The following is a 20,260-nucleotide window of genomic DNA, read 5'->3' as shown; positions in this document are numbered from 1 at the left end:
GGCCCATCCGCGGCGCGCAGCACCCTAGGCGCGGCTATTTCCATCCCGCCCGGATGCCGCCGGCTTGACGCCCTCCCGCGCCTCCCCAACAATAGCCCCCGCGCCGCAGCAATCGCGGCGCTCGGGATTAGCCTCCCGCTTATGAGTTCTTACCGCGGATGCGCTGTTTCCACAGCGTATCCGCTGCCATTGCTTTGCCTATTCGGGCGGGCCATGGCAAGTGGCGCCCTCGCGGGCGCGCCGGCTTTCGTAAGAACTCACCGGTAGGCTAACTCTTGTCATGTGCCCGCCCTGCCGCTTTGCGGCCGGGCCCTTCTGCTCAGGAGGTTGCAAATGGTAAAGCTAGTCCGTCCGATGCTAGGCATCGAACTCACTTCGTCCGCTACTGAAACCCAAGACGTCCATCAAGACGCCTCTCCACTCCCGTCGCTAGGCCCGCGCTCCCGTTACCGCTTTGCCGGCCCCCACGCCAAAGACCTCAGCCTGCCCTTCATCCGCCGCATCAAAGGCCGTACCTATCCGCATTACTGGCAGCCTGCCGAAGCCAAGGATGAGTTTGAAGCCCGCGCCTTGGGCCATCAGTACGCCGCCCATCTGGCGCAGATGCTGAAGCTCAACCGCCAGCACTCCGCGCGCGGGCTGCTGTTCCGCATCGCCAGCGATATGGATTTCAGCCAACGCGGCCTCCGCCGCCGCATGTGCAAGAGCTTCTTCAACTATCTGGAGTTGTTGTTGAACCTGGGGGTGGAGCAGGTGGACTTGCCGAGGCATGTGGAGGCGGTGAACCGCCTCCATCTCAGCCTGGATGAGCTGGAAGCCTTGCCGCGTAAGTTGGGGCGGAAGAAGAGGAAGAGCTAAGCCGGGGAGGGGACAGCCAGCCCGGTGAGGCTGGCTGTTGGAACCGGTTTACGATCTGCTGCGCGTTGTGAAACATTACACGGTGAGTGCATCCTCAAAATGCTTATGTACCACTCGTACATTCCGCTTTCTCAGCCGCAAGGCCATAGCTCGCGAGATCGTAAACACGTTCTTCAGAAACGCGCCACCATCTTGCGCTTCACTGTGTAATCCGGCCGCAAGCTGGCTTCGCTGTCCATGAAGTAGCGGTTGCTGTCCAGCAGGAAGTGCGGGTCGTTCAGCTCTTCCGGATCGGCCCAGTCGCACAGCAGGTGATAGAGCGCCTGCGCGCTGTGGCAGCGGTCCAGCGCCTGGCGGAACGGGCGTTCCGCGAACATGCGCGCGCAGCTGGCCAGCAGATGCAGATGGGCTTCGCGGCTTTGCCGCGGCAAAAGGAGCACCAACGCTGTATGCACCGGCTGCTGGTCGGGGGCGTCGAAGGCGATGGGGGTTTGCAGCCGCAGCAGCAGCGCGCGGGCCTCCGTCAGGCCCTCTATGCGGGCGTGCGGCAGCGCCAGGCCATGGCCAAGCGCGGTGCTGCCGGCCTGTTCGCGCTCATGCAGCGCCGCGGCCAGCGTTGGGCGGTGCAGCGCGTGGCGCTGGGCCAGCTGGGAGGCGGCGTGCTCCAGCAGGGCGGCCTTGTCGGCCAGGGTTTGATTGAGCAGGATGTCTTGCGGGCCGCAGAGGTCGGGCAGGGTCAGCATGGCGGATTTCTCCTTTGGCTAGGGTGCGACCTCATCCTAGTTAGAGGGAGCTAAAGATCCGCTAAAGAAAACGCGCGGCGGCATAAAAATGCCGCCAACGCGGCCGGGCTTATTTTTGCTCGGATTGCGGCTGTTCGGCCTTTTTCTCCTGGGCCTGCAACGCGCCCTTCACGGCGGAGGCTTGCTCTTTAAGCTTGTCCACTTGTTCTTTCAGTTCCGGGCTTAGCGCGGCGGCGGCGGCGCCGGCTTGTTTGGCCGCGCCGATGGCGGCGCTGGCTTGTTCCTTGAGCTGGCCCAGCGGCGCGCTGCTGTCCTGCAGCGAGTTGTGCACCGTGCCGATGGCGCTGGAGGCGGATTCCTGCAATTGGTTGGTTTGCTTCTCGCTGCAAGCGGCCAGAGCCAGGGCGGAAGCGGCGGCGATCAAAAGCGTGGCGCGCATGTAAACGTCCTCGTTGGGGAAAATGCTGTATTGAGCGCCGGCGAAGGCCGAAGTTCCAGCGGTGGTTCCTGGCATCAAGGACAAGTGGTTCTTATGACTCTGTCTTGGCTGAGCCACAATGCGCGCATTGGGCGCGTACGCGCCGCCACTGGAGATCTGCATGAGCGATACGCTTTCCATCCGCCCGTTGCGGGCTGAAGATTACGAGGCCTGGTTGCCGCTATGGCGCGGCTATCAGCGTTTTTACCAAGTGACGATGGACGAGGCCACGGTCGAGGGGACCTGGCGGCGCTATCTGCTGCCGGATCACGCGATGCGCGGCTGGCTGGCCTGGGACGGCGAGCGGGCGGTGGGGCTGGTGCACATCGTATTGCACCCCAGCAGCTGGACCCTGGGCGATTATTGCTATTTGCAGGATTTGTTCGTGGCTGAGGATTGCCGCGGCCTGGGCGCCGGGCGGCAGTTGATCGAATGGGTGTACGAGTGGGCGAGCAAGCGGGAATGCTCGCGAGTGTATTGGCTGACCCATGAGACCAACGCCACGGCAAGGCGGCTCTACGACCAGTTGGCGGAGAACCTGGGCTATATCCAGTACCGCAAGCAACTGACGCCCATCTAGGAGCGTCAGGCCATCAGCGCAGCCGCAAGCGCTCCCGGCGCGCGTTCCACGCGCAGCCGCGGCGCGCCGTGCCAGTTGGCCAGTTTTTGCAGCGCGGTCTTGAGATCGGCGGTCAACCGCGCGCTGTGGCGGACGCCGGGTTCCAGGTACAGCGCCTTGACTTCGAATACGCCCTGGGCGCGGTGGGCCTTGGCGTCCAGCCGGCCGACCAGTTTGCCGCGGTTGAGAATGGGCAGCACGAAGTAGCCGTATTGGCGTTTGGGCGCCGGGGTATAGCATTCGATGCGGTAGTCGAAGTCGAACAGTTCCGAGGCGCGCTTGCGGTCCCAGACCAGAGGGTCGAACGGCGACAGAATGGCGGTGGCGCCGGCTTTGAGTTCGCCGGAGGCGGCTTCCGCCAGATCGCCGTCGACGAAGACGTCGTGTTGCCAACCGTCGATGCGGGCTGGAATCAGTTCGCCGGCGTCGGCCATCTGGTGCAGCATGGCGTCGTAGCGGCCGCGCTTGAGCCGGTAGTAATCGGCTACCCAGCCGGCCTTGACCACGCCCAGCGCGCGGCAGCTGTTGCGCAGCATCCTCCATTGCGCCTGTTCCTCCGTGGGCAGGTCGCGCGCGTCGTCCCAGCCGGGTTTCACCCGTTCCGCCAGATCATAAACGCGCTGAAAATTGCGTCTTTCCTTGACCATCAGCCGCCCCAGCGTGAACAGGACTTCCAGGTGGCGCTTCTCCGGTTTCCAGTCCCACCAGCCGTTGCCCTTGCCGCCCTTGCGTTCAAAGTCCGCCGAACGCACTGGGCCGTTGGCGTGGATGCCTTCGACCAGCGCGTCGATGTCGGCGCGGTGTTGCTCTAGCCAGCGCAGCGAGAATTTCCAGCCCATCGCTTCCGGATTCAGCATGCGGTGGCGCAGCAGGCCGTAGTCCTCGATGGGGACGAAGCAGGCTTCGTGCGCCCAGTATTCAAATAAACGGCCTTCGGCGAGCAATTCGTCCAGCCAGGCGGGGTCGTAAGATCCCAGCCGGCTGTGCAGCACTAGATAGGGGCTGCGCGCCACTACGTGGATGGTGTCGATCTGCAATAGCGCCATGCGGCGGATGGCGGCCAGCACGTCGGCCTTGCCGGCTTTGCGGCGAGGCGGGTTCAGCAGGCCTTGGGCGGCCAGTTGCAGATGGCGGGCTTGCTGCGGCGACAGGTGCAAAAGGGACATGGCATAGTCATCGGTAGGACAAGTGGATGACTATAACAAAAACCGTTTTGCTCAGGGGGGGCGATCCGCTTAGGGTTTGGAGGAGGCGTGGCCGGCGAAGAACTGCTTCACCAATTGTTGATAACTGCCGTCCTGGCGCATTTTCTCCAGGGCCTGATTGAAGCGCTGCAGCAGCGGCAGTTGCGGCGAGGTTTTGTTGATGGCCAGATAAGTGGCTTTGCTGGCCAGGATGGCCGGCGCCACCGCTAGGTTGGAATAGGCGCCGTTTTGCAGCCTGGCGTCCATCGCCTCCTGTATCGCCAGCACTGCGTCCAGATTGCCGCGTTGCAGCAGCAGAAGGTTTTGGCGGTCCGAATCGCCCTCATAGGCAATGAAACGCTTGTCGGCGCGCGCGCGGTCGAACTCGTCGCCGTAGCTCCAGCCCGCCATCACGCCGACGCGCTTATTGTCGAGGTCCGGCAGGCCTCGGAACTCGATCGGGTGTTGGCGGAGATAGACCACCACGATGCGCTCCTGATAAAGAGGCAGACTGAAGTCGTAGCGTTGCTCTCGGTTAACGGTTTTGTAGATGCCGGCGGCCGCCATCGCGCTGCGGTCCAGTTCGAACAGCGCGCGGCGCCACGTCAAAGCCCGAAATACGTGGGGAATGCCGGCTTTGTCGCAAACGGCGCTGACCAGCCGCGGGTAGAGGCCGCCGACCCGCTCGTTCTCCTCGTACATGAACGGCGGCGCGTTGGCGTCCACCGCCACGGTCAGGGTTTCCGCGTCCTGCCCGCGGCAGGGCGCGGCCAGGCTAGCGCAGAGCAGCAGCAAAGTCAGGCCGAGGCGGCGGATGCTAGCGGTCATCGAGGCGAATCCGGTGCGTGCTGATCAGCTAAGCATAGCCGCTGTCGCGGCCGGCGACGGGCAAACAAAAACGGAACCCGTGGGTTCCGTTTGCTTTGACGCTCAGCTCGTGTTCAAGGGTAGACGATGCGCAACAAATTGGTGGTGCCCGGCGTGCCGAACGGCACCCCGGCGATGATCACCATGGGTTTGCCTTGCTCCGCCAGGCCCAGTTTGGTGGCGGCGAAGGTGGTTTTCACCACCATGTCTTCCAGGTTTTCCGCGTCCGGGCCGTTATAGGCCACTACGCCCCAGACAAGGGTCAGCCGGCGAGCGGTGTCCAGCCGCGGCGAAATGCCGAGAATGGGCGTATGCGGGCGCTCGCGCGCCAGCCGCAGGCAAGTGGAGCCGCTGGTGGTGAAGGCGGCGGATACGGTGACCGGCAGCAAGGAGCCCACTTTGCGAACACAGGCGGCGATGGCGTCGGCGCGGTCCGGCGCGTCGGCGGCGCTATAATCCAACGCCATGACTCGGCGATAGTCCGGCGCGCTTTCCACGCGGCGGATCACCCGGTCCATGATGCGCACCGCTTCCAGCGGGAACTGGCCGGCCGCGGTTTCCGCGGACAGCATCACCGCGTCGGCGCCTTCGTAAACCGCGGTGGCCACATCGTTGGCCTCGGCGCGGGTGGGCGTGGGCGCGGTGATCATCGATTCCAGCATTTGAGTGGCGACGATGACCGGACGACCCAGGTGACGGCATTGGTGAACGATGCGGCGTTGCACCACCGGCACGTCTTCCGGCGGCAACTCCACGCCCAAGTCGCCGCGCGCCACCATGACCGCGTCGGCCAGTTCGGTGATGGCATCCAGTTCGTCCACCGCCGACGGTTTTTCGATCTTGACCACGATGCCCAGCTTCCGGCCTACCAGTTCGCGTAGTTCGCGCACGTCGTTGGCGGTTTGCACAAAGGACAGCGCCAGCCAGTCCGCGCCTTCCTTCAGAGCGAACTCGGCGTCTACCCGGTCTTTGTCTGTTATGGCGGACAGCGGCAGTATGGTTTGCGGCAGGTTGAAGCCTTTGCGGCTGGACAACTCTCCGCCCACTTCCACCCGGGTGGCGATGCGGCGTTCTTCCACCTGTTCCACGTGAAACGCCAGTTTGCCGTCGTTGACCAGAATACGGTGGCCGGGCTTGAGCGCGCTGAAGGCTTCCGGGTGAGGCAAGCTGGCGCGTTGCGCGTCGCCGTCCACCTCGTCCAGCACGAAGTCGAACTTGTCGCCGGTGTTCACGGTAACCGGCGAGGAGAACTGGCCTATGCGCAGCTTGGGTCCCTGCAGATCCACCAGCACGCCCAGCGGGCGGCCGACCACGGCTTCGGCGGCGCGGATGGAAGCCAGGCGCGCGCGGTGGTCGTCGTGATTGCCGTGGCTCATATTGAGGCGGAACACGTTAACGCCGGAGCGGGCCAGTTCCAAGATGATTTCGGGTGTGCTGGAAGCCGGGCCCAGCGTGGCGAGGATTTTTGTGTTGCGAAGCATGACAGTCCTTTATGCCCGATCCAGCCGCGGCGTTGCGCGCGGCCGGACATGGCGGTGTTGTTTTGCCAATCACATCCGTGTGTCTTTCCATCTAGGCTGCGCCGCGCTTGATGGAACTGTCTGTCATGCTGCCACAGTCAGGCTGTAGCGGCTTGACTACGTAAAGCCGGCGGGGCGGAGGGCCGGAAAATGAGCGGCCTTTGTGCGAATCTCGCCACTTAGCTGGGAAAAATGTTCGTTTTTGCGCGTTTTTCCCTCCTCGGCGGCAATCAAGACAAGCCAACGAAAAGCTGGCCCCGGGTGGATCCTGGGACCAGAGCATGGTTATTTTATCTCCAGATAAAGACAAAAACTTTGTTGCAACACAGAGTCAGTGGAGAATGACGCGGGTCAATGCGCTGCAGCATAGGGCTTTTACTCGATAACTTACTGAAACAGCAATATTTGTAGTGAGACGCTACAGCCGCTAAACCCTTGTCTTTATTGCCCTGCAGCATGAATTGGGATGGCATGGAAAGTCGCAATATTAAGATTTTTTTACGAAGAACGATTGACAAGCTTTTGCCGGGGCCTAGAATGGCTCGAAAATAAAACGAACGTCATAAGTACAAAAAGAAACATTATCAATAACTTGAGCGATGGAGCACGGTCCGCAACCGGCATCCGCCGCCGCATGCAACGAACGAACATTCAGACATTAGGCCGCCCACCGGCTGAACAGGAGAAACCCCATGCAGGATCAATTCGTGTTGGCCTTGGATCAAGGCACCACCAGTTCTCGCGCCATTTTGTTCAATCGCAGCGGCGACATCGTGTCGTTGGCGCAAAAGGAGTTCCGCCAGATCTACCCGCAGCCGGGTTGGGTGGAGCACGATCCGCAGGAAATCTGGGGCGGCCAGGTGGGCGTGGCGGCCGAGGCGGTGGCCAAGGCCGGCATCGACGGCCGTAGCATCGCCGCCATTGGCATCACCAATCAGCGCGAAACCACCATTGTGTGGGACCGAGAGACCGGCCACCCGGTCTACAACGCCATCGTTTGGCAGGACCGCCGCACCGCGGAGTTCTGCGACGAGCTGAAGGCGCGGGGCTTGGGCGAGTTGATCCGTTCCAAGACCGGCCTGTTGGTGGACGCCTATTTCTCCGGCAGCAAGATCAAGTGGATTCTGGACAATGTGCCGGGCGCGCGCGAACGCGCCCGCGACGGCAAGCTGGCCTTCGGCACGGTGGACAGCTGGCTGATCTGGAACTTCACCCACGGCAAAGTGCATGTCACCGACGTGTCCAACGCCTCGCGCACCATGCTGTACAACATTCACACCCTGGAATGGGACGCCGAACTGCTGGACATCATGGGCGTTCCGGCCAGCATGCTGCCGGAAGTGAAAAGCTCCAGCGAAGTTTACGGCCACACCCACGCCGCGCACTTGGGCGTGGAAATTCCCATCGCCGGTGTGGCCGGCGACCAACAGGCGGCCTTGTTCGGCCAGCAGTGCACCCGCCCCGGCATGGTGAAAAACACCTACGGCACCGGCTGCTTCATGATGCTGAACACCGGCGACGCGCCGATCGAATCCAAGAACAATTTGCTGACGACCATTGCCTGGCAGGTGGATGGCAAGGTGCAGTACGCGCTGGAAGGCTCCATCTTCATCGGCGGCGCGGTGGTCAAATGGCTGCGCGACGGCCTGGGCATCATTCGTCATTCCGCCGACGTGGGCCCGCTGGCCCAGGAAGTGGCCGACAGCGATGGCGTCTATCTGGTGCCGGCCTTCGCCGGACTGGGCGCGCCGCATTGGAACCCCAACGCGCGCGGCACTATCGTCGGCGCCACCCTGGGCACCAAGGCGGCCCACATCGCCCGCGCGGCGCTGGACAGCATCGCCTACCAGACCATGGACGTGCTCAAGGCAATGGAAGCCGATGCTGGCCTCGATATTGCCGAACTACGCGTGGACGGCGGCGCCACCGTCAACGAACTGCTGATGCAGTTCCAGTCCGACATCCTGAGCGTGGATGTGGTGCGCCCCAAGATCACCGAAACCACCGCGCTGGGCGCGGCCTACCTGGCCGGCCTCGCCGTCGGCTACTGGAAGAACATCGACGACGTGCAGGGGCAGTGGCAGCTGGACCACCGCTTCAAGCCGCAGCTGGAAGCCGCGAAAGTGGCCGGCAAGGTCAAGGGCTGGCAGCGCGCGGTGAACGCCGCCAAGGTCTGGGCCGACGACGAACAAGCGTAAGCGGCGCGGGTTTCGCGCGCTGACTGGGCAAGCCCGCCGCCAAAGAGCGGTGGGTGGACGCACTCCTTAATCCGGAAGAAACAATCATGAATCCTTTAATGGGCGAATTCATCGGCACCGCCTTGCTGGTGCTGCTGGGCAACGGTGTGGTGGCCAATGTGCTGCTGAAAAACACCAAGGGCCACAATAGCGGCCTCATCGTCATCGCCTTTGGTTGGGCGATGGCGGTCTTCGTCGGCGTGTTCAGCGTAGCGGCGATCAGCGGCGCCCACCTGAATCCGGCGGTATCGGTGGCGCTGGCGGTGGCGGGCAAGTTCTCGTGGGCCAAGGTGCCGGGCTATGTGCTGGCGCAGATGCTGGGCGGCATGACTGGCGCCGGCCTGATGTGGCTGATCTACCGCAAGCACTTTGACAGCACCGATTGCGCCGACACCAAGCTGGCCACTTTCTGCACCGGCCCCGCCATCCGCAGCCTGCCGGGCAACCTGGTGTCCGAGATTGTCGCCACCTTTGTGCTGGTGTTCGCCATTCTCAGCATGGTGGCGCCCAAGATGTCGCTGGGCGCCATCGACGCGCTGCCGGTGGCCCTGCTGGTGTTGGGCATCGGCGTGTCGCTGGGCGGCACCACCGGCTACGCGATGAGCCCGGCCCGCGATTTGGCGCCGCGCATCATGCACGCCATCTTGCCGATCCCCGGCAAGCGCGACAGCGACTGGGGCTATGCCTGGGTGCCGGTGGTCGGCTCCCTGATCGGCGGCGCGCTGGCGGCCTTGGCTTATACCTTGTGATACCTGGCCGGTTCTATGAGACCGGCCGCAGTTTTCGCGCGGCGGCGTTTTGGCCGCCGCGCTTGTAATCCGGAGCCGGCGCAGATCGGACCGTAGTTGCCACACTAAAAAATGAGGTGTTCCCATGATCAGCATGTTCCGTCCGGCGGCGCATCAGCCGCTATTGCCCTCCTCTGAGCAAGATAGTTTGTATCGAAGACTGCGCTGGCAGATCTTCCTCGGCATTTTCATCGGCTACGCCGGTTATTACCTTGTTCGCAAGAACTTCTCGCTGGCCATGCCCTACCTGGTGGAGCAAGGCTATTCGCGCGGCGATCTGGGCTTTGCCATGTCCGGCGTCGCCATCGCCTACGGCATTTCCAAATTCCTGATGGGCGCGGTGTCGGACCGTTCCAATCCCCGCGTCTTTCTCAGCGTCGGCTTGATCCTGTCCGCCGCGGTCTTCTTGCTGATGGGCTTTGTGCCTTGGGCCACCTCCAGCGTCGGCATCATGTTCGTGTTGCTGTTCCTCAACGGCTGGTTCCAGGGCATGGGCTGGCCGGCCAGCGGCCGCACCATGGTGCATTGGTGGTCGCAGAAGGAGCGCGGCGGCATTGTGTCGATCTGGAACTGCGCTCATAACGTGGGCGGCGGCCTGATCGGCCCCTTGTTCATCCTGGGCATGGGCTGGTTCAACGACTGGCGCGCGGCTTTCTACGTGCCGGCCGCCGCCGCCATCGGCGTGGCTATCTTTGCCTTCCTGACCATGCGCGACACCCCGCAGTCTTGCGGCCTGCCGCCGGTAGAGGCCTATAAAAACGACTACCCGGAAGACTACAACGCCAGCCATGAGCAGGAACTGAGCGCTCGCGACATCTTCAAGAAATACATCCTGCCCAACAAGCTGTTGTGGTACATCGCCTTCGCCAACGTCTTCATCTACCTGCTGCGCTACGGCGTGCTGGATTGGGCCCCCACCTATCTGAAAGAGGTCAAGCACTTCTCGGTGGATAAATCGTCGTGGGCTTACTTCTTGTACGAGTGGGCCGGCATTCCTGGCACCCTGTTGTGCGGCTGGATGTCCGATAAGCTGTTCAAGGGCAATCGCGGCGCCACCGGCATGCTGTTCATGGCACTGGTGACCGTGGCCACCGTGGTGTACTGGCTGAACCCGGCCGGCAACCCCACCGTGGACATGCTGGCGCTGATCGCCATCGGCTTCCTGATCTACGGCCCGGTGATGCTGGTGGGTCTGCATGCGCTGGAACTGGCGCCGAAGAAAGCCGCCGGCACCGCCGCCGGCTTCACCGGTCTGTTCGGCTACCTGGGCGGCTCGGTGGCCGCCAACGCGGTGGTGGGCTATACCGTCGATCATTTCGGTTGGGACGGCGGCTTCATGCTGATGGTGGGTTCTTGCATCGTCGCCATTGTGCTGTTGGCGCTGACCACTTGGCACGGGCGGGGGCAGGACGCCGCCTTGAACCGGGCATAGTTCCCGCAGGGCCCGGCGCTGCCGGGCGCTTTACGAGGCGGCGACTCTGGTTGCCGCCTATTTTTTTGCGTATTTCCGCGTTTAAACGGATGAATAGACAAAAACGCGTTCTAATCACATTAAAACGAAAGCAAAATGTTGTATTTTTGTTCGTTTATAATTATTCTGGGTAGGATGGCATCGCAGGCGCACGGATGCGCGCAGGCGAGGGAATAACGACTCGAACTGGGTCCCCTGGAAGGAAGAGGCGAAAGATGGCAGTGGAGATTTACGACCTGATGGTGATCGGCGGCGGCATCAACGGCGCCGGCATCGCGCGCGACGCGGCCGGACGCGGCCTATCGGTGATGCTGTGCGAAAAGGACGACCTGGCCGCGCACACCTCCTCCGCCAGCACCAAGCTGATCCACGGCGGCCTGCGCTATCTCGAGTACTACGAGTTCGGCCTGGTGCGCAAAGCGCTGCAAGAGCGCGAAGTACTGCTCAAGGCCGCGCCGCACATCATCTGGCCGCTGCGCTTCGTGATGCCGCACGACAAGAACCAGCGTCCGGAATGGATGATACGCTGCGGCCTGTTCCTCTACGATCACCTGGCGCGCCGCGAAGTGCTGCCCGGCTCCGAAACCGTCAGCTTCGCCAGCCATCCGGCCGGCCAGCCGATCAAGCCGGCGTTCAAGCGCGGCTTCGTCTATTCCGACGGCTGGGTGCAGGACGCGCGCCTGGTGGTGCTCAACGCCAAGGACGCCGCCGAGCGCGGCGCGCGGGTGTTGACCCGCACCGCCTGCGTTGGTGCTCGCCGCGACGGCGAACACTGGCTGTGCGAGCTGCAGGCCGAAGACGGCAGCCGCAGCCAGGTGCGCGCCCGCGCCCTGGTCAACGCCGCCGGTCCATGGGTGGAAAGCCTGATCAAGGACACGCTGGCGCTGCCGTCCAGCAAGTCCATCCGTCTGGTCAAGGGCAGTCACATCGTGGTCAAGAAATTGTTCGACCACCCCTATGCCTATATCTTCCAGAATCCAGACAAGCGCATCATCTTCGCGATCCCCTACGAGCAGGATTTCACCCTGATCGGCACCACCGACGTGGAATACCGCGGCGACCCGGCCAAGGTGGCGATAGACGATCAAGAAGTGGCCTATCTGTGCCAGATGAGCAACCGTTACTTCCAGACCCAGATCAGCCCGGCCGACGTGCTGTCCACCTACTCCGGCGTGCGCCCGCTGCTGGACGACGAGGCCAGCAACGCCGCCAGCGTCACCCGCGACTACTCGCTGGAAATGGACCTGAACGGTGCGCCGCTGTTATCGGTGTTCGGCGGCAAGATCACCACCTTCCGCAAACTGGCGGAAGAAGCGGTGGACAAACTGGCGCCGCTGCTGGGCAACAGCAAGACCACCTGGACTGCCGACGCGCCGCTGCCGGGCGGCGACATGCCTGGCGCGGATTTCGAGCGTTTTCTGCTAAGCCTGAGTCAGCAGTACCCGTGGCTGCCGGAAGCGCTGGCGCGGCGTTGGGCGCGCGCCTACGGCACTCGCGTGGTCAGGCTGATCGGCGAGGCCGCCGGCCTGGAGCAACTGGGCGAGGAGCTGCTGCCCGGTTTGTACGAAGCCGAGCTGCGCTACCTGGCGGACGAAGAATGGGCGACGCGCAGCGAGGACATCCTGTGGCGCCGTTCCAAGCTCAAGCTGCACCTGCCGGCGCACGCCGCCGAGGTGATCGACGCCTGGTTGCAGGGCCAGAGCGCCACGCGGGAACAACGGCTGACCGCCTGAGCGACAATGAAACCGAAGCGGCACTCGCCGTGTAAGGTTCCGCGACGTGAACAGGTTCTGAAGTAGAAGCCCGGCGATGCCGGGCTTTGTCGTTTCCGCGTCTTGCGCCGGGCAAGACGGTATCAGGGAGCTTCGTATCCCAATCGCAAATGTATAGACAATAATCCCGCTGTCCGTGTAGGCTTTTCCGCCCAGTCCCTTTGTTTGGCTTTCAACAAGCGGAAGGGCTCCCACAAAAGCTCCGCTCGCTGTGCAAGCAAGTTTGGCCAAAAGTCGAACCATAAAAAAAACCTCATTGCACCCGGTCTGTTCAGCGTCTGATGGAATACGGCGATAGCCAGTCCAGTTGGCGACTGAATTCCGGAATCATCCGATTCAGCCTCCCGGAGAAGCACATGCTTACTTTTGCTGGCCTTGCCATCATCGTCATGGTGGTGTCCCTGTTGATCCTGCGCAAGCTTGCGCCTGTTGTCTGTCTCACCTTGATTCCCTTTATCGGCGCGCTGCTGGCCGGTTTCGGATTCGCCGATATCGGCAAGTTCTATAGCGCCGGCCTGAACTCCGTCATCCAAGTGGCGACCATGTTCATCTTTGCCATTACCTTCTTTGGCGTGATGCAGGACACAGGAGTGTTTCGTCCCATTGTCAACGGCATGGTGGGGATTTCCAGAGGCAATGTCGTTACCGTGGCGGTGTGCACGGCGGTGGTGGGCATGCTGGCGCATCTGGACGGCGTGGGCGCCACCACCTTTTTGCTGACGGTGCCCACGCTGCTGCCCCTGTATCGGCGCTTGGGCATGAATCCCTATTTGATGATGCTGCTGTTGGCGTTGGGCGCGGGCATCCTCAACATGATGCCGTGGGCCGGCCCGCTGGGCCGCGCGGCGGCGGTGACCGATCTGGATCCGGCCGCGCTATGGCAGCCTTTGATTCCCTTGCAGTTGATCGGCGCGGGTTTGCTGGTGGTGCTTGCGGCGGTGCTGGGCGTGTTCGAGGCCAGACGTTTGCGCAAGCAAGGCCCTTTGCAGGCGGCGGACGAGGCGGAGCCGCTGGAGGATCTCAATGACACGCAGCCGCTGCCCAAACTGTTTTTCGTCAATATGGCTCTGTTTTTGGGGGTGATAGGCACTCTGATTTCCGGCATTCTGCCGTCCGGTTATATCTTCATGATTGGCCTGGGAATCGCCTTGGTCATTAATTATCCGGACGTGGATGAACAGTTGGAGCGCATCCGCGCGCATGCTCCAAACGCCCTGCTGATGGGAGCCATCATTCTGGCCGCCGGCTCATTTCTGGGCGTTCTCAACGGCAGCGGCATGCTCAAGGCGATCGCGGCGGATCTGGTGCGGGTTTTGCCAAGCGAGGCGACGCCCTACCTGCACTTGATCCTGGGCGTGTTTGGTCTGCCTCTGGATCTGGTGTTGAGCACGGACGCTTATTACTTTGCTTTGCTGCCGGTGATCCTGGAAATTGTGTCCGCTTATGGAGTGGAAACCACATCGGCCATTTACGCGCTGCAAATCGGCAATGTGATTGGCACTTTCGTCAGTCCCTTTTCCCCTGCGTTGTGGTTGGGACTGGGTTTGGCCGGCTTGGACATGGGGAGGCACATTCGCTATTCCCTGCTTCCGATGTGGGCCTTCTCGCTGGTTTTGCTTGGGGTGGCCGTTGGGCTTGGGCTGATCAAGATAGGCTGATCCTCAGAGCCTGTTCATAGTCCCGCGAGCAAGGACGATGCGGCCTTGAAAACACTTTGGGATGCTCATGGAACATGAGCATTTCGAGGGCGGTTTCAACGCGGTGTCGCCGACGCGCAGCAGATCGTAAACAGATTCGAAGAAAGGCGCGCGGCGCCCGCTTTATCCGGCGGCGGAGCCGCCGATCTAGTCTTGCGCGGGCCTTGGTCCGCAAAAGCTGTTACCTTATCCGCTCCACGCCTGAAGGCAAGGCGCGTTGCAAAAGCCTGTTTACGCTCTTGAGCTTGTGCCAAGGCATTGAACAGGCGCTATGACAATGGGAGGCCTTATGTCCGTAAAACGTCCATTTCGTCGCCATGACGACGCCGCCGGCCAGGCGGAGTCGGTCCAAGAACCTTCCTTCGCCGTCTGCCTGCCGCCGCGCTTGCGTCTGTACTGTATGGCGGTGCCGGCCAACGCGAGCGATCAAGAGGCTTACCGGATGGGCCGCGAATTTGCCGGCCACTACATTGCACATGTGGCGAACCATCCCTGCGCTGCGGAGGATTCCCTGCTGGCGCGCATGGCGGAGCATGCCGATTTCACCGCGGAAGGTCTGGAGGGCGAGTATTGGGCCGGTTTCTTCTCGCTGCTGGAAGAAGCGGTGCTCAGCGCCGCCGAGTGCCTGGACGCGGATGGCAAGGCGGGCGGCTACATCCATTGAGCCCGCGCCGATGCCGGCTTGAGCAAGGCCCCGTTCGCGGGGCCTCGCGCATTGCCGCGAGGCGATTCAGTCGCGCTAATACCCCAGCAAAAAAACGCGTTTCCCCTTTGTTCGCGGCGGGCCTATGCTGACACGGATTCAACCGAGGAAAGCCCGATGATGCAGATTGCCCTGAGCCCCGCCTTATTGTCCCGCCTGCCTCAGATCCAGGTGAGCGGCCTGATCGCGTTGGACATAAACGCCGCCGCTTTGCCGGCGCGGCTGCCGACCTTGCCGGAGCCGGAACGCGATCTGGACGAGTTGTTGCAAGCCTGGAAACAGTTGTACAAGGATTTGCCCGGCGACAAGAAGGCGCGCTGTTCGTTGGAATACCTGGTCAAGGCGGCGCAGAAGGACAAGCTGCGCAGCATCCTGCCGCTGGTGGATTTGTACAACCAGGCGTCCTTGCTCAGCCTGAGCCCATTTGGAGGCGAGGACATCGCCAAACTGGGCGGCGTATTGCAATTGGACCTGGCCGCCGGCGGCGAGCCTTTTCTGCCCTTGGGGCGGGACCAGACGGAAACGCCGCAGCCGGGCGAGGCGGTATGGCTGAACGGGGAACGGCAGGTGGTGTGCCGTTGCCTGAACTGGTTGGAGTCGGACTTGTTCAAGCTGGACGCCGGCAGCCGTGACGTGGTTTTCGTCAGCGAGCGGCCGGATAAGGGGTTTCCTTCCGGTGCGGCGGGCATGGACTGGCTGGCCGAACAGCTGCGGCCGCATGCCGGGCGGCTGGTTCGTTTCGAGCTGGACGCGGCGCGGACTAGCTTTGAGCTGGCTGCTGTGGATAAAGTGGCGTGAAGACGCCGGCTTGTGGGTAAGTCGCGCAGGCCTGCTTTTAGCCGAACATCGTCGCGTGGCAATGGCGGCTTGTGGATAAAACGTCAGGGTAAGATTATCCTGTGGATAAATAAAAAAGGACGCGATCGCGTCCTTTTTGCTTATGCCTTGCCGCCGCTCACACGGTCTCGGTTTGGAGCTGCGGCTGCGCCGCCAGCCGGGGCAAGGCCTGGTCACGGGCGTCGAACAGATGACAGTGCTCGGTGTCCAGCGCCAGGCGGCAGCCGCTGCCGGCCGGCGGCGCGCTGTCCTGGCCGCCCAGTTTGACGGCGATGGGCTCCGCCACGCCATCTGCCTGGACGTAGACGATTTGCACATCGCCCAGATGTTCGACTAGCTGTACCGTCGCCGGCACGCCGGCGTCGGCGAAGCGCAGGTGCTCGGCGCGCACGCCCAGGGTGGCGGCGTCGCCGGCACGGCCTTGAAACGGCAGGCTCAAGCGGTGGACGCTGGGCAGCTCCAGCGTCAGGCCGGCCGGGCCGTCCGCGACGATGGCCGCCGGCAGGAAGTTCATCTTGGGCGAGCCGATGAAGCCGGCGACGAAGCGGTTGGCCGGGCGTTGGTACAGCTCCAGCGGCGTGCCCACCTGCTCGATGCGGCCGGCGTTGAACACGGCGATGCGGTCGCCCATGGTCATCGCTTCCACCTGGTCGTGGGTGACGTAGATCATGGTGCTGCCCAATTCCTTGTGCAGCCGCGCCAGTTCGATGCGCATCTGCACCCTGAGCGCGGCGTCCAGATTGGACAGCGGTTCGTCGAATAGAAACACTTCCGGCTTGCGCACGATGGCGCGGCCGATGGCCACGCGTTGGCGCTGGCCGCCGGACAGGGCCTTGGGCTTGCGGTCCAGCAGGTGTTCGATCTGCAGCGTCAGCGCGGCGCGGTGCACGGCGGCGGCGATTTCGGACTTGTTCTTGCCGGCCAGCTTGAGGCCGAAAGCCATGTTTTCCCGCACCGTCATGTGGGGGTAGAGCGCATAGCTCTGGAACACCATGGCCACGCCGCGCTTGGACGGCTGGATGTCGTTGGCCAGCTGGCCGCCTATCCACAGTTCGCCGGCGCTGATGTCTTCCAGGCCGGCGATCATGCGCATCATCGTGGATTTGCCGCAGCCGGACGGGCCGACGAAGACCATGAATTCGCCGTCGCGGACGGCGAGGTCCACGCCGTGGATGACCGCGTTGCCGTCGTCGTAGACTTTTTTAATATTGCTGAGCTTGAGGTGGGCCATATCGAGTCCTTTTATTGCAAGCGCGCCGGCAGCGTGCCCGTGGCTTCTATCTCGCCGGACAGCCATTGGGCGACGGCGTCCAGCGCCGCGTCGGCGAAGCCGTAGCTGATCAGCGCCGGCGCGTCGAGATCGGCGGCGGCGTAGGGGTTCCACAAGGCCAGGTGCAGGTCTGGCCGCCATTCGGCGCGCTCGCGCGCGCCGTAGCGTCCGCGGGTGGTGGAGGCGACCACGGTGTAGCGGCCGTCCTGAGGCAGCCGGCGCCAGTCCAGTTCTTCGCGCCGCTGATAGCGGATCACTTCCAGGCTGAAGCGGCGCGACAGCTGGGCGATCAGCCGAGTGACCAGCGCGTCGGCGGACAGGCCGGCCTCGGACACGCCATCGGACGGCGCCTGGTCCTGCACCACCAGGCGCAGCGTGGCGCCGGCAGGCGGCCGTTGCGGCTGGCCGTGGGCGGTCAGCGCGCGGCGCCAGGCGTCGGCGAACAATTCGGCGTCGGCGGCGCGCTGCGCCGGGTCGTAATCGCGCTGACGGCTGGGGTAGCGCCGGATCAGCGTGTCCACGCGCGCGGCCGCTTCCCGCAGCCGCGCCTCGCTCAGCCGCCCGGCGGCGACGGCGGCTATCAAGGCCTGCTTGCTTTCCGTCATTTCGTCCTGGAATTGGAGCACCAGGCTGAGGTCGGCACCGGCGGCCAGCGCCTGCGCGCTGCCCTGGGCCTGGCCCCAGCGTTCTCGGATGGCTTTCATATTCATGCCGTCGGTGATCATCACGCCCTGATAGCCCAGCTGCTCGCGCAGCAGTTGCTGCAGGATGGCCGACGACAGCGTGGCCGGCCAGTCCGCGTCCAGCGTCGGAAAGCGGATGTGGGCGCTCATCATGCCGGGGGTGAGGCTAGCCAGCGCGGCGAACGGCGACAGTTCGTAATCGCGTAGCTCGGCCTTGGGCTTGTCCACCACCGGCAGGTCCAGGTGGGAGTCGGTGTGAGTGTCGCCGTGGCCGGGGAAGTGCTTGACGCAGCAGGCCACGCCCTCGGACAGATGGCCGCTGATCCAGGCGCGCGCCAGCCGCGTCGCCTTGAGAGGGTCCTCGCCGAAGGATCGTTCCGAGATCACCGGATTGGCGGGGTTGTTGTTGAGGTCCAGCACCGGGGCGAAATTCCAGTTAACGCCCAGGCTGGCCAGGCCGCGCGCCACTGCGGCGCCCACTTGCTCGGCCAGTTCGGCGTCGTCCACCGCGCCCAGCGCCATCGCCGACGGCGCCGTCGGCAGGAACAGGGTGCGCATCACCGCGCCGCCTTCCTGATCCATGCCTATCAGGATGTCCTCGCCCAGCGCGCATTGCAGATCGGCGATCAGCCGGCGGATGCTGGCCTCGTCCGGCACATTGCGGCGGAACAGGCAGATGGCGCGCGTGCCCAGTTGTTGCAGGAAGGCGGCTTCGTCTTCGCCCAGACGCGGGCCGGCCACATCCACCATCAGCGCCTGGCCGGCCAGTTGTTGCAGGGTATCGCTCATTTGACGGCTCCATCGAATCCGCGCAGGAAGTAGCGCTGGGTGAACAGGAAGACCAGCAGGATGGGCAGCACGGTCAGCACCGCGCCGGCGGCCACCACCCGGGTTTTGAAACTGAAGGCGCCGGACAGGTAGAGCACGCCCACCGACAGCGGGAATTTGTCCGGGCTGGACATCACGATGGACGGCCAGATGTATTGGTTCCACGCCGACACCATGGTGAGTATGGTCAGCGCCGCCAGCGCCGGACGAGATAGCGGCAACATGATTTTCCAGAAGATCTGCCAGTCGCCGGCGCCGTCGACGCGGGCGGCGTCTATCAAGTCCTGCGGTACGGCCTCAAAGGCCTGCTTCATCAGGAAGATGCCCACCGCGCCGGCCAGCGTGGGCAGCACCACGCCGCTGTAGCTGTCGGTGAGCTGCAGTTTGGACACGGTGATGAAGTTGACCAGGAAGTTGACTTCGCTGGGCAGGATCATGGTGGCGAGAATGGCGCCGAACACCAGCTTGCGGCCAGGAAAGCGCATCCGCGCCAGCGGGTAGGCGGCCAGCGCGCTGACCAGCAGGGTGCCGGCCACGGTGGCCAGCGCGATGACGACGGAGTTCTTGTAGAAGGCCAGCAGGTCGATGCTGGACACCGCCTCCTTGAAGTTGTCCAGGCCGGGGGCGCTGGGCAATAAGGGCGGCGGAAAGGCGAACACGTCGCCCTCGGTGGACAGCGCGGTGACCAGCGTCCACCAGAACGGGTAGACGGTGACCACGGCGATCAGGCTCAGCACCAGATAGTGCAGGCCGCGGCCGGCCAGCTTGCTTAGCCGGGCGCTGTGGCGGCGGGCGGCGGGCGCGGCGAGGGTGGCGGTGTTTTGCATGGCGTTTCCTTATGGTTCGCGCGGCTGCAGATAGCGGAAGTTCAACCAGGCCAGCGCCACGCAGAACACCGACATCACCAGGCTGGCGGCCAGCGCGCGGCCGAAGTTCAGCGACTTGATGCCGAACTCGTAGGCGTAGAACAGCGCGGTGTAGGTGGATTGCATCGGCCCGCCCTTGGTCATGATCTGCACCTCCTCGAAGGCCTTGACCGCGGCCAGCACCGACATCATCGAGCACAGCAGGATGGTGGGGGCCAGCAGCGGCACGGTGATGCGCCAGAAACGCTGCCAGGCGTTGGCGCCGTCCAGCTGCGCCGCTTCGTAGATGTCGGCCGGCACCGCCTGCAGACCGGCCAGGTAGAGCACCATATACCAGCCCAGGCCGCGCCAGATGGTGATGAACATCACCGCGAACAGCGCGATGCGGTCGTCGTTGAGCCAGCCCACCGGTTCGTTGACCACCCGCAGCCAGTGCAGCGCGGCGTTAATCACGCCGTCTTCGGTGTACATGAAGTTCCAGATGATGCCGATCACCGATACGGAAGTGACCACCGGCAGGTAGTAGGCGGCGCGGAACCACTTGATAGCGGGAAGCTGGTTGTTGACCAGCACCGCCAGCAGCATGGCGACGATCTGGATTACCGGCACCACCAACAGGTAGATGGCGGAGTTCTTCAGCGAGGCCAGGAACAAGTCGTCTGCGAACAGCTCGCGGAAATTGTCCAGGCCCACCCAGCGCGGGCTGTCGATCAGATTGTACTGGGTGAAGGCGATGAAGCTGCCGAAGCCCACCGGCCAGAAGGAAAACGCCAGCATCAGCAACAGCGCCGGGGCCAGGAACAGATAGGCTTGCAGCGTGGTCTTGGTGCGCATGGGCA

At 63.4% G+C, this 20,260-nt stretch carries 18 protein-coding genes; 9 read left to right on the top strand and 9 right to left on the bottom strand.

Features of this window, described 5'->3' with window-relative positions; translation table 11 throughout:
* Positions 1-333 precede the first annotated feature (333 nt).
* Positions 334-858, top strand: a complete 525-nt coding sequence (locus GYH29_RS23735) for a hypothetical protein (protein ID WP_152596969.1) — start codon at positions 334-336, stop codon at positions 856-858.
* A gap of 173 nt (positions 859-1,031) precedes the next feature.
* On the opposite strand, the gene GYH29_RS23730 is transcribed toward GYH29_RS23735, so the two are convergent.
* Together GYH29_RS23730 and GYH29_RS23725 are read right to left on the bottom strand one after the other, a co-directional pair.
* The gene (locus GYH29_RS23730) at positions 1,032-1,601 is read right to left on the bottom strand and encodes a PTS sugar transporter subunit IIA (protein WP_118268505.1); all 570 of its coding nucleotides are present in this window, start codon (positions 1,599-1,601) and stop codon (positions 1,032-1,034) included.
* A gap of 109 nt (positions 1,602-1,710) precedes the next feature.
* Positions 1,711-2,202, bottom strand: a complete 492-nt coding sequence (locus GYH29_RS23725; protein WP_232060458.1) for a hypothetical protein — start codon at positions 2,200-2,202, stop codon at positions 1,711-1,713.
* Here GYH29_RS23725 and GYH29_RS23720 point away from each other — a divergent pair.
* Positions 2,201-2,659, top strand: coding sequence for a GNAT family N-acetyltransferase (locus tag GYH29_RS23720; RefSeq protein ID WP_161524490.1), 459 nt, complete (start codon positions 2,201-2,203; stop codon positions 2,657-2,659). The genes GYH29_RS23725 and GYH29_RS23720 overlap by 2 nt on opposite strands.
* A gap of 5 nt (positions 2,660-2,664) precedes the next feature.
* On the opposite strand, the gene GYH29_RS23715 is transcribed toward GYH29_RS23720, so the two are convergent.
* From GYH29_RS23715 to pyk, 3 genes are all read right to left on the bottom strand, one after another.
* Complete coding sequence (locus tag GYH29_RS23715; RefSeq protein WP_161524489.1) at positions 2,665-3,864, bottom strand: winged helix-turn-helix domain-containing protein; 1,200 nt, start codon at positions 3,862-3,864, stop codon at positions 2,665-2,667.
* 69 nt (positions 3,865-3,933) lie between these two features.
* Entirely contained in the window at positions 3,934-4,710 is a 777-nt protein-coding gene (locus GYH29_RS23710; protein WP_019104643.1) for a substrate-binding periplasmic protein, read from the bottom strand.
* A gap of 113 nt (positions 4,711-4,823) precedes the next feature.
* Positions 4,824-6,230, bottom strand: a complete 1,407-nt coding sequence (pyk, locus tag GYH29_RS23705; protein ID WP_161524488.1) for a pyruvate kinase — start codon at positions 6,228-6,230, stop codon at positions 4,824-4,826.
* 731 nt (positions 6,231-6,961) lie between these two features.
* On the opposite strand from pyk, the gene glpK reads away from it, so the two are divergent.
* The 7 genes from glpK (at position 6,962) to GYH29_RS23670 (ending at position 15,735) form a co-directional block, all read left to right on the top strand.
* Positions 6,962-8,467: a glycerol kinase GlpK gene (gene glpK / locus GYH29_RS23700; RefSeq protein WP_161524487.1), complete on the top strand. Its 1,506-nt coding sequence runs from the start codon at positions 6,962-6,964 to the stop codon at positions 8,465-8,467.
* 86 nt (positions 8,468-8,553) lie between these two features.
* Positions 8,554-9,255 carry an MIP/aquaporin family protein gene (locus tag GYH29_RS23695; RefSeq protein ID WP_039753674.1) on the top strand — a complete coding sequence of 234 codons (702 nt, stop codon included), beginning with the start codon at positions 8,554-8,556 and terminating at the stop codon, positions 9,253-9,255.
* Between the two features lie 124 nt (positions 9,256-9,379).
* The gene (gene glpT, locus GYH29_RS23690; protein WP_019100342.1) at positions 9,380-10,726 is read left to right on the top strand and encodes a glycerol-3-phosphate transporter; all 1,347 of its coding nucleotides are present in this window, start codon (positions 9,380-9,382) and stop codon (positions 10,724-10,726) included.
* A gap of 254 nt (positions 10,727-10,980) precedes the next feature.
* Entirely contained in the window at positions 10,981-12,498 is a 1,518-nt protein-coding gene (gene glpD / locus GYH29_RS23685; RefSeq protein WP_081575057.1) for a glycerol-3-phosphate dehydrogenase, read from the top strand.
* A 320-nt stretch (positions 12,499-12,818) separates the two neighbouring features.
* Positions 12,819-14,195: a CitMHS family transporter gene (locus tag GYH29_RS23680; protein WP_324606824.1), complete on the top strand. Its 1,377-nt coding sequence runs from the start codon at positions 12,819-12,821 to the stop codon at positions 14,193-14,195.
* A gap of 328 nt (positions 14,196-14,523) precedes the next feature.
* Positions 14,524-14,898 carry a hypothetical protein gene (locus GYH29_RS23675; protein ID WP_043589121.1) on the top strand — a complete coding sequence of 125 codons (375 nt, stop codon included), beginning with the start codon at positions 14,524-14,526 and terminating at the stop codon, positions 14,896-14,898.
* A 156-nt stretch (positions 14,899-15,054) separates the two neighbouring features.
* On the top strand, positions 15,055-15,735 hold the full coding sequence (locus GYH29_RS23670) for a B3/B4 domain-containing protein (RefSeq protein WP_107732192.1): 681 nt from the start codon (positions 15,055-15,057) through the stop codon (positions 15,733-15,735).
* A gap of 157 nt (positions 15,736-15,892) precedes the next feature.
* Here GYH29_RS23670 and GYH29_RS23665 read toward each other — a convergent pair whose 3' ends face one another.
* Genes GYH29_RS23665 through GYH29_RS23650 form a run of 4 tightly spaced genes read right to left on the bottom strand, consistent with a single transcriptional unit; the run spans position 15,893 to position 20,255 of the window.
* Positions 15,893-17,005: an ABC transporter ATP-binding protein gene (locus GYH29_RS23665; protein WP_019101044.1), complete on the bottom strand. Its 1,113-nt coding sequence runs from the start codon at positions 17,003-17,005 to the stop codon at positions 15,893-15,895.
* A gap of 11 nt (positions 17,006-17,016) precedes the next feature.
* Complete coding sequence (nagZ, locus tag GYH29_RS23660) at positions 17,017-18,516, bottom strand: beta-N-acetylhexosaminidase (protein WP_161524486.1); 1,500 nt, start codon at positions 18,514-18,516, stop codon at positions 17,017-17,019.
* Positions 18,513-19,382, bottom strand: coding sequence for a carbohydrate ABC transporter permease (locus GYH29_RS23655; protein WP_019102572.1), 870 nt, complete (start codon positions 19,380-19,382; stop codon positions 18,513-18,515). The genes nagZ and GYH29_RS23655 overlap by 4 nt, the downstream gene beginning before the upstream one ends.
* Positions 19,383-19,391: 9 nt before the next feature.
* A complete protein-coding gene (locus tag GYH29_RS23650) occupies positions 19,392-20,255 on the bottom strand; it encodes a carbohydrate ABC transporter permease (RefSeq protein ID WP_043589131.1) in 864 nt (287 codons plus the stop codon).
* Positions 20,256-20,260: the final 5 nt, after the last annotated feature.

The organism is Chromobacterium haemolyticum (genome assembly GCF_009936155.1).
GTDB classification, from domain to species: Bacteria; Pseudomonadota; Gammaproteobacteria; order Burkholderiales; family Chromobacteriaceae; genus Chromobacterium; species Chromobacterium haemolyticum.
Note: the sequence above shows the minus strand (reverse complement) of the source record. Positions and strands in the feature narration are given on the sequence as shown.

Coding starts and splice junctions, on each gene's coding strand:
- GYH29_RS23735 (WP_152596969.1), top strand. CDS start 334: ATGGTAAAGCTAGTCCGTCCGATGCTAGGCATCGAACTCACTTCGTCC.
- GYH29_RS23730 (WP_118268505.1), bottom strand. CDS start 1,601: ATGCTGACCCTGCCCGACCTCTGCGGCCCGCAAGACATCCTGCTCAAT.
- GYH29_RS23720 (WP_161524490.1), top strand. CDS start 2,201: ATGAGCGATACGCTTTCCATCCGCCCGTTGCGGGCTGAAGATTACGAG.
- GYH29_RS23725 (WP_232060458.1), bottom strand. CDS start 2,202: ATGCAGATCTCCAGTGGCGGCGCGTACGCGCCCAATGCGCGCATTGTG.
- GYH29_RS23715 (WP_161524489.1), bottom strand. CDS start 3,864: ATGTCCCTTTTGCACCTGTCGCCGCAGCAAGCCCGCCATCTGCAACTG.
- GYH29_RS23710 (WP_019104643.1), bottom strand. CDS start 4,710: ATGACCGCTAGCATCCGCCGCCTCGGCCTGACTTTGCTGCTGCTCTGC.
- pyk (WP_161524488.1), bottom strand. CDS start 6,230: ATGCTTCGCAACACAAAAATCCTCGCCACGCTGGGCCCGGCTTCCAGC.
- glpK (WP_161524487.1), top strand. CDS start 6,962: ATGCAGGATCAATTCGTGTTGGCCTTGGATCAAGGCACCACCAGTTCT.
- GYH29_RS23695 (WP_039753674.1), top strand. CDS start 8,554: ATGAATCCTTTAATGGGCGAATTCATCGGCACCGCCTTGCTGGTGCTG.
- glpT (WP_019100342.1), top strand. CDS start 9,380: ATGATCAGCATGTTCCGTCCGGCGGCGCATCAGCCGCTATTGCCCTCC.
- glpD (WP_081575057.1), top strand. CDS start 10,981: ATGGCAGTGGAGATTTACGACCTGATGGTGATCGGCGGCGGCATCAAC.
- GYH29_RS23680 (WP_324606824.1), top strand. CDS start 12,819: ATGGAATACGGCGATAGCCAGTCCAGTTGGCGACTGAATTCCGGAATC.
- GYH29_RS23675 (WP_043589121.1), top strand. CDS start 14,524: ATGTCCGTAAAACGTCCATTTCGTCGCCATGACGACGCCGCCGGCCAG.
- GYH29_RS23670 (WP_107732192.1), top strand. CDS start 15,055: ATGATGCAGATTGCCCTGAGCCCCGCCTTATTGTCCCGCCTGCCTCAG.
- GYH29_RS23665 (WP_019101044.1), bottom strand. CDS start 17,005: ATGGCCCACCTCAAGCTCAGCAATATTAAAAAAGTCTACGACGACGGC.
- nagZ (WP_161524486.1), bottom strand. CDS start 18,516: ATGAGCGATACCCTGCAACAACTGGCCGGCCAGGCGCTGATGGTGGAT.
- GYH29_RS23655 (WP_019102572.1), bottom strand. CDS start 19,382: ATGCAAAACACCGCCACCCTCGCCGCGCCCGCCGCCCGCCGCCACAGC.
- GYH29_RS23650 (WP_043589131.1), bottom strand. CDS start 20,255: ATGCGCACCAAGACCACGCTGCAAGCCTATCTGTTCCTGGCCCCGGCG.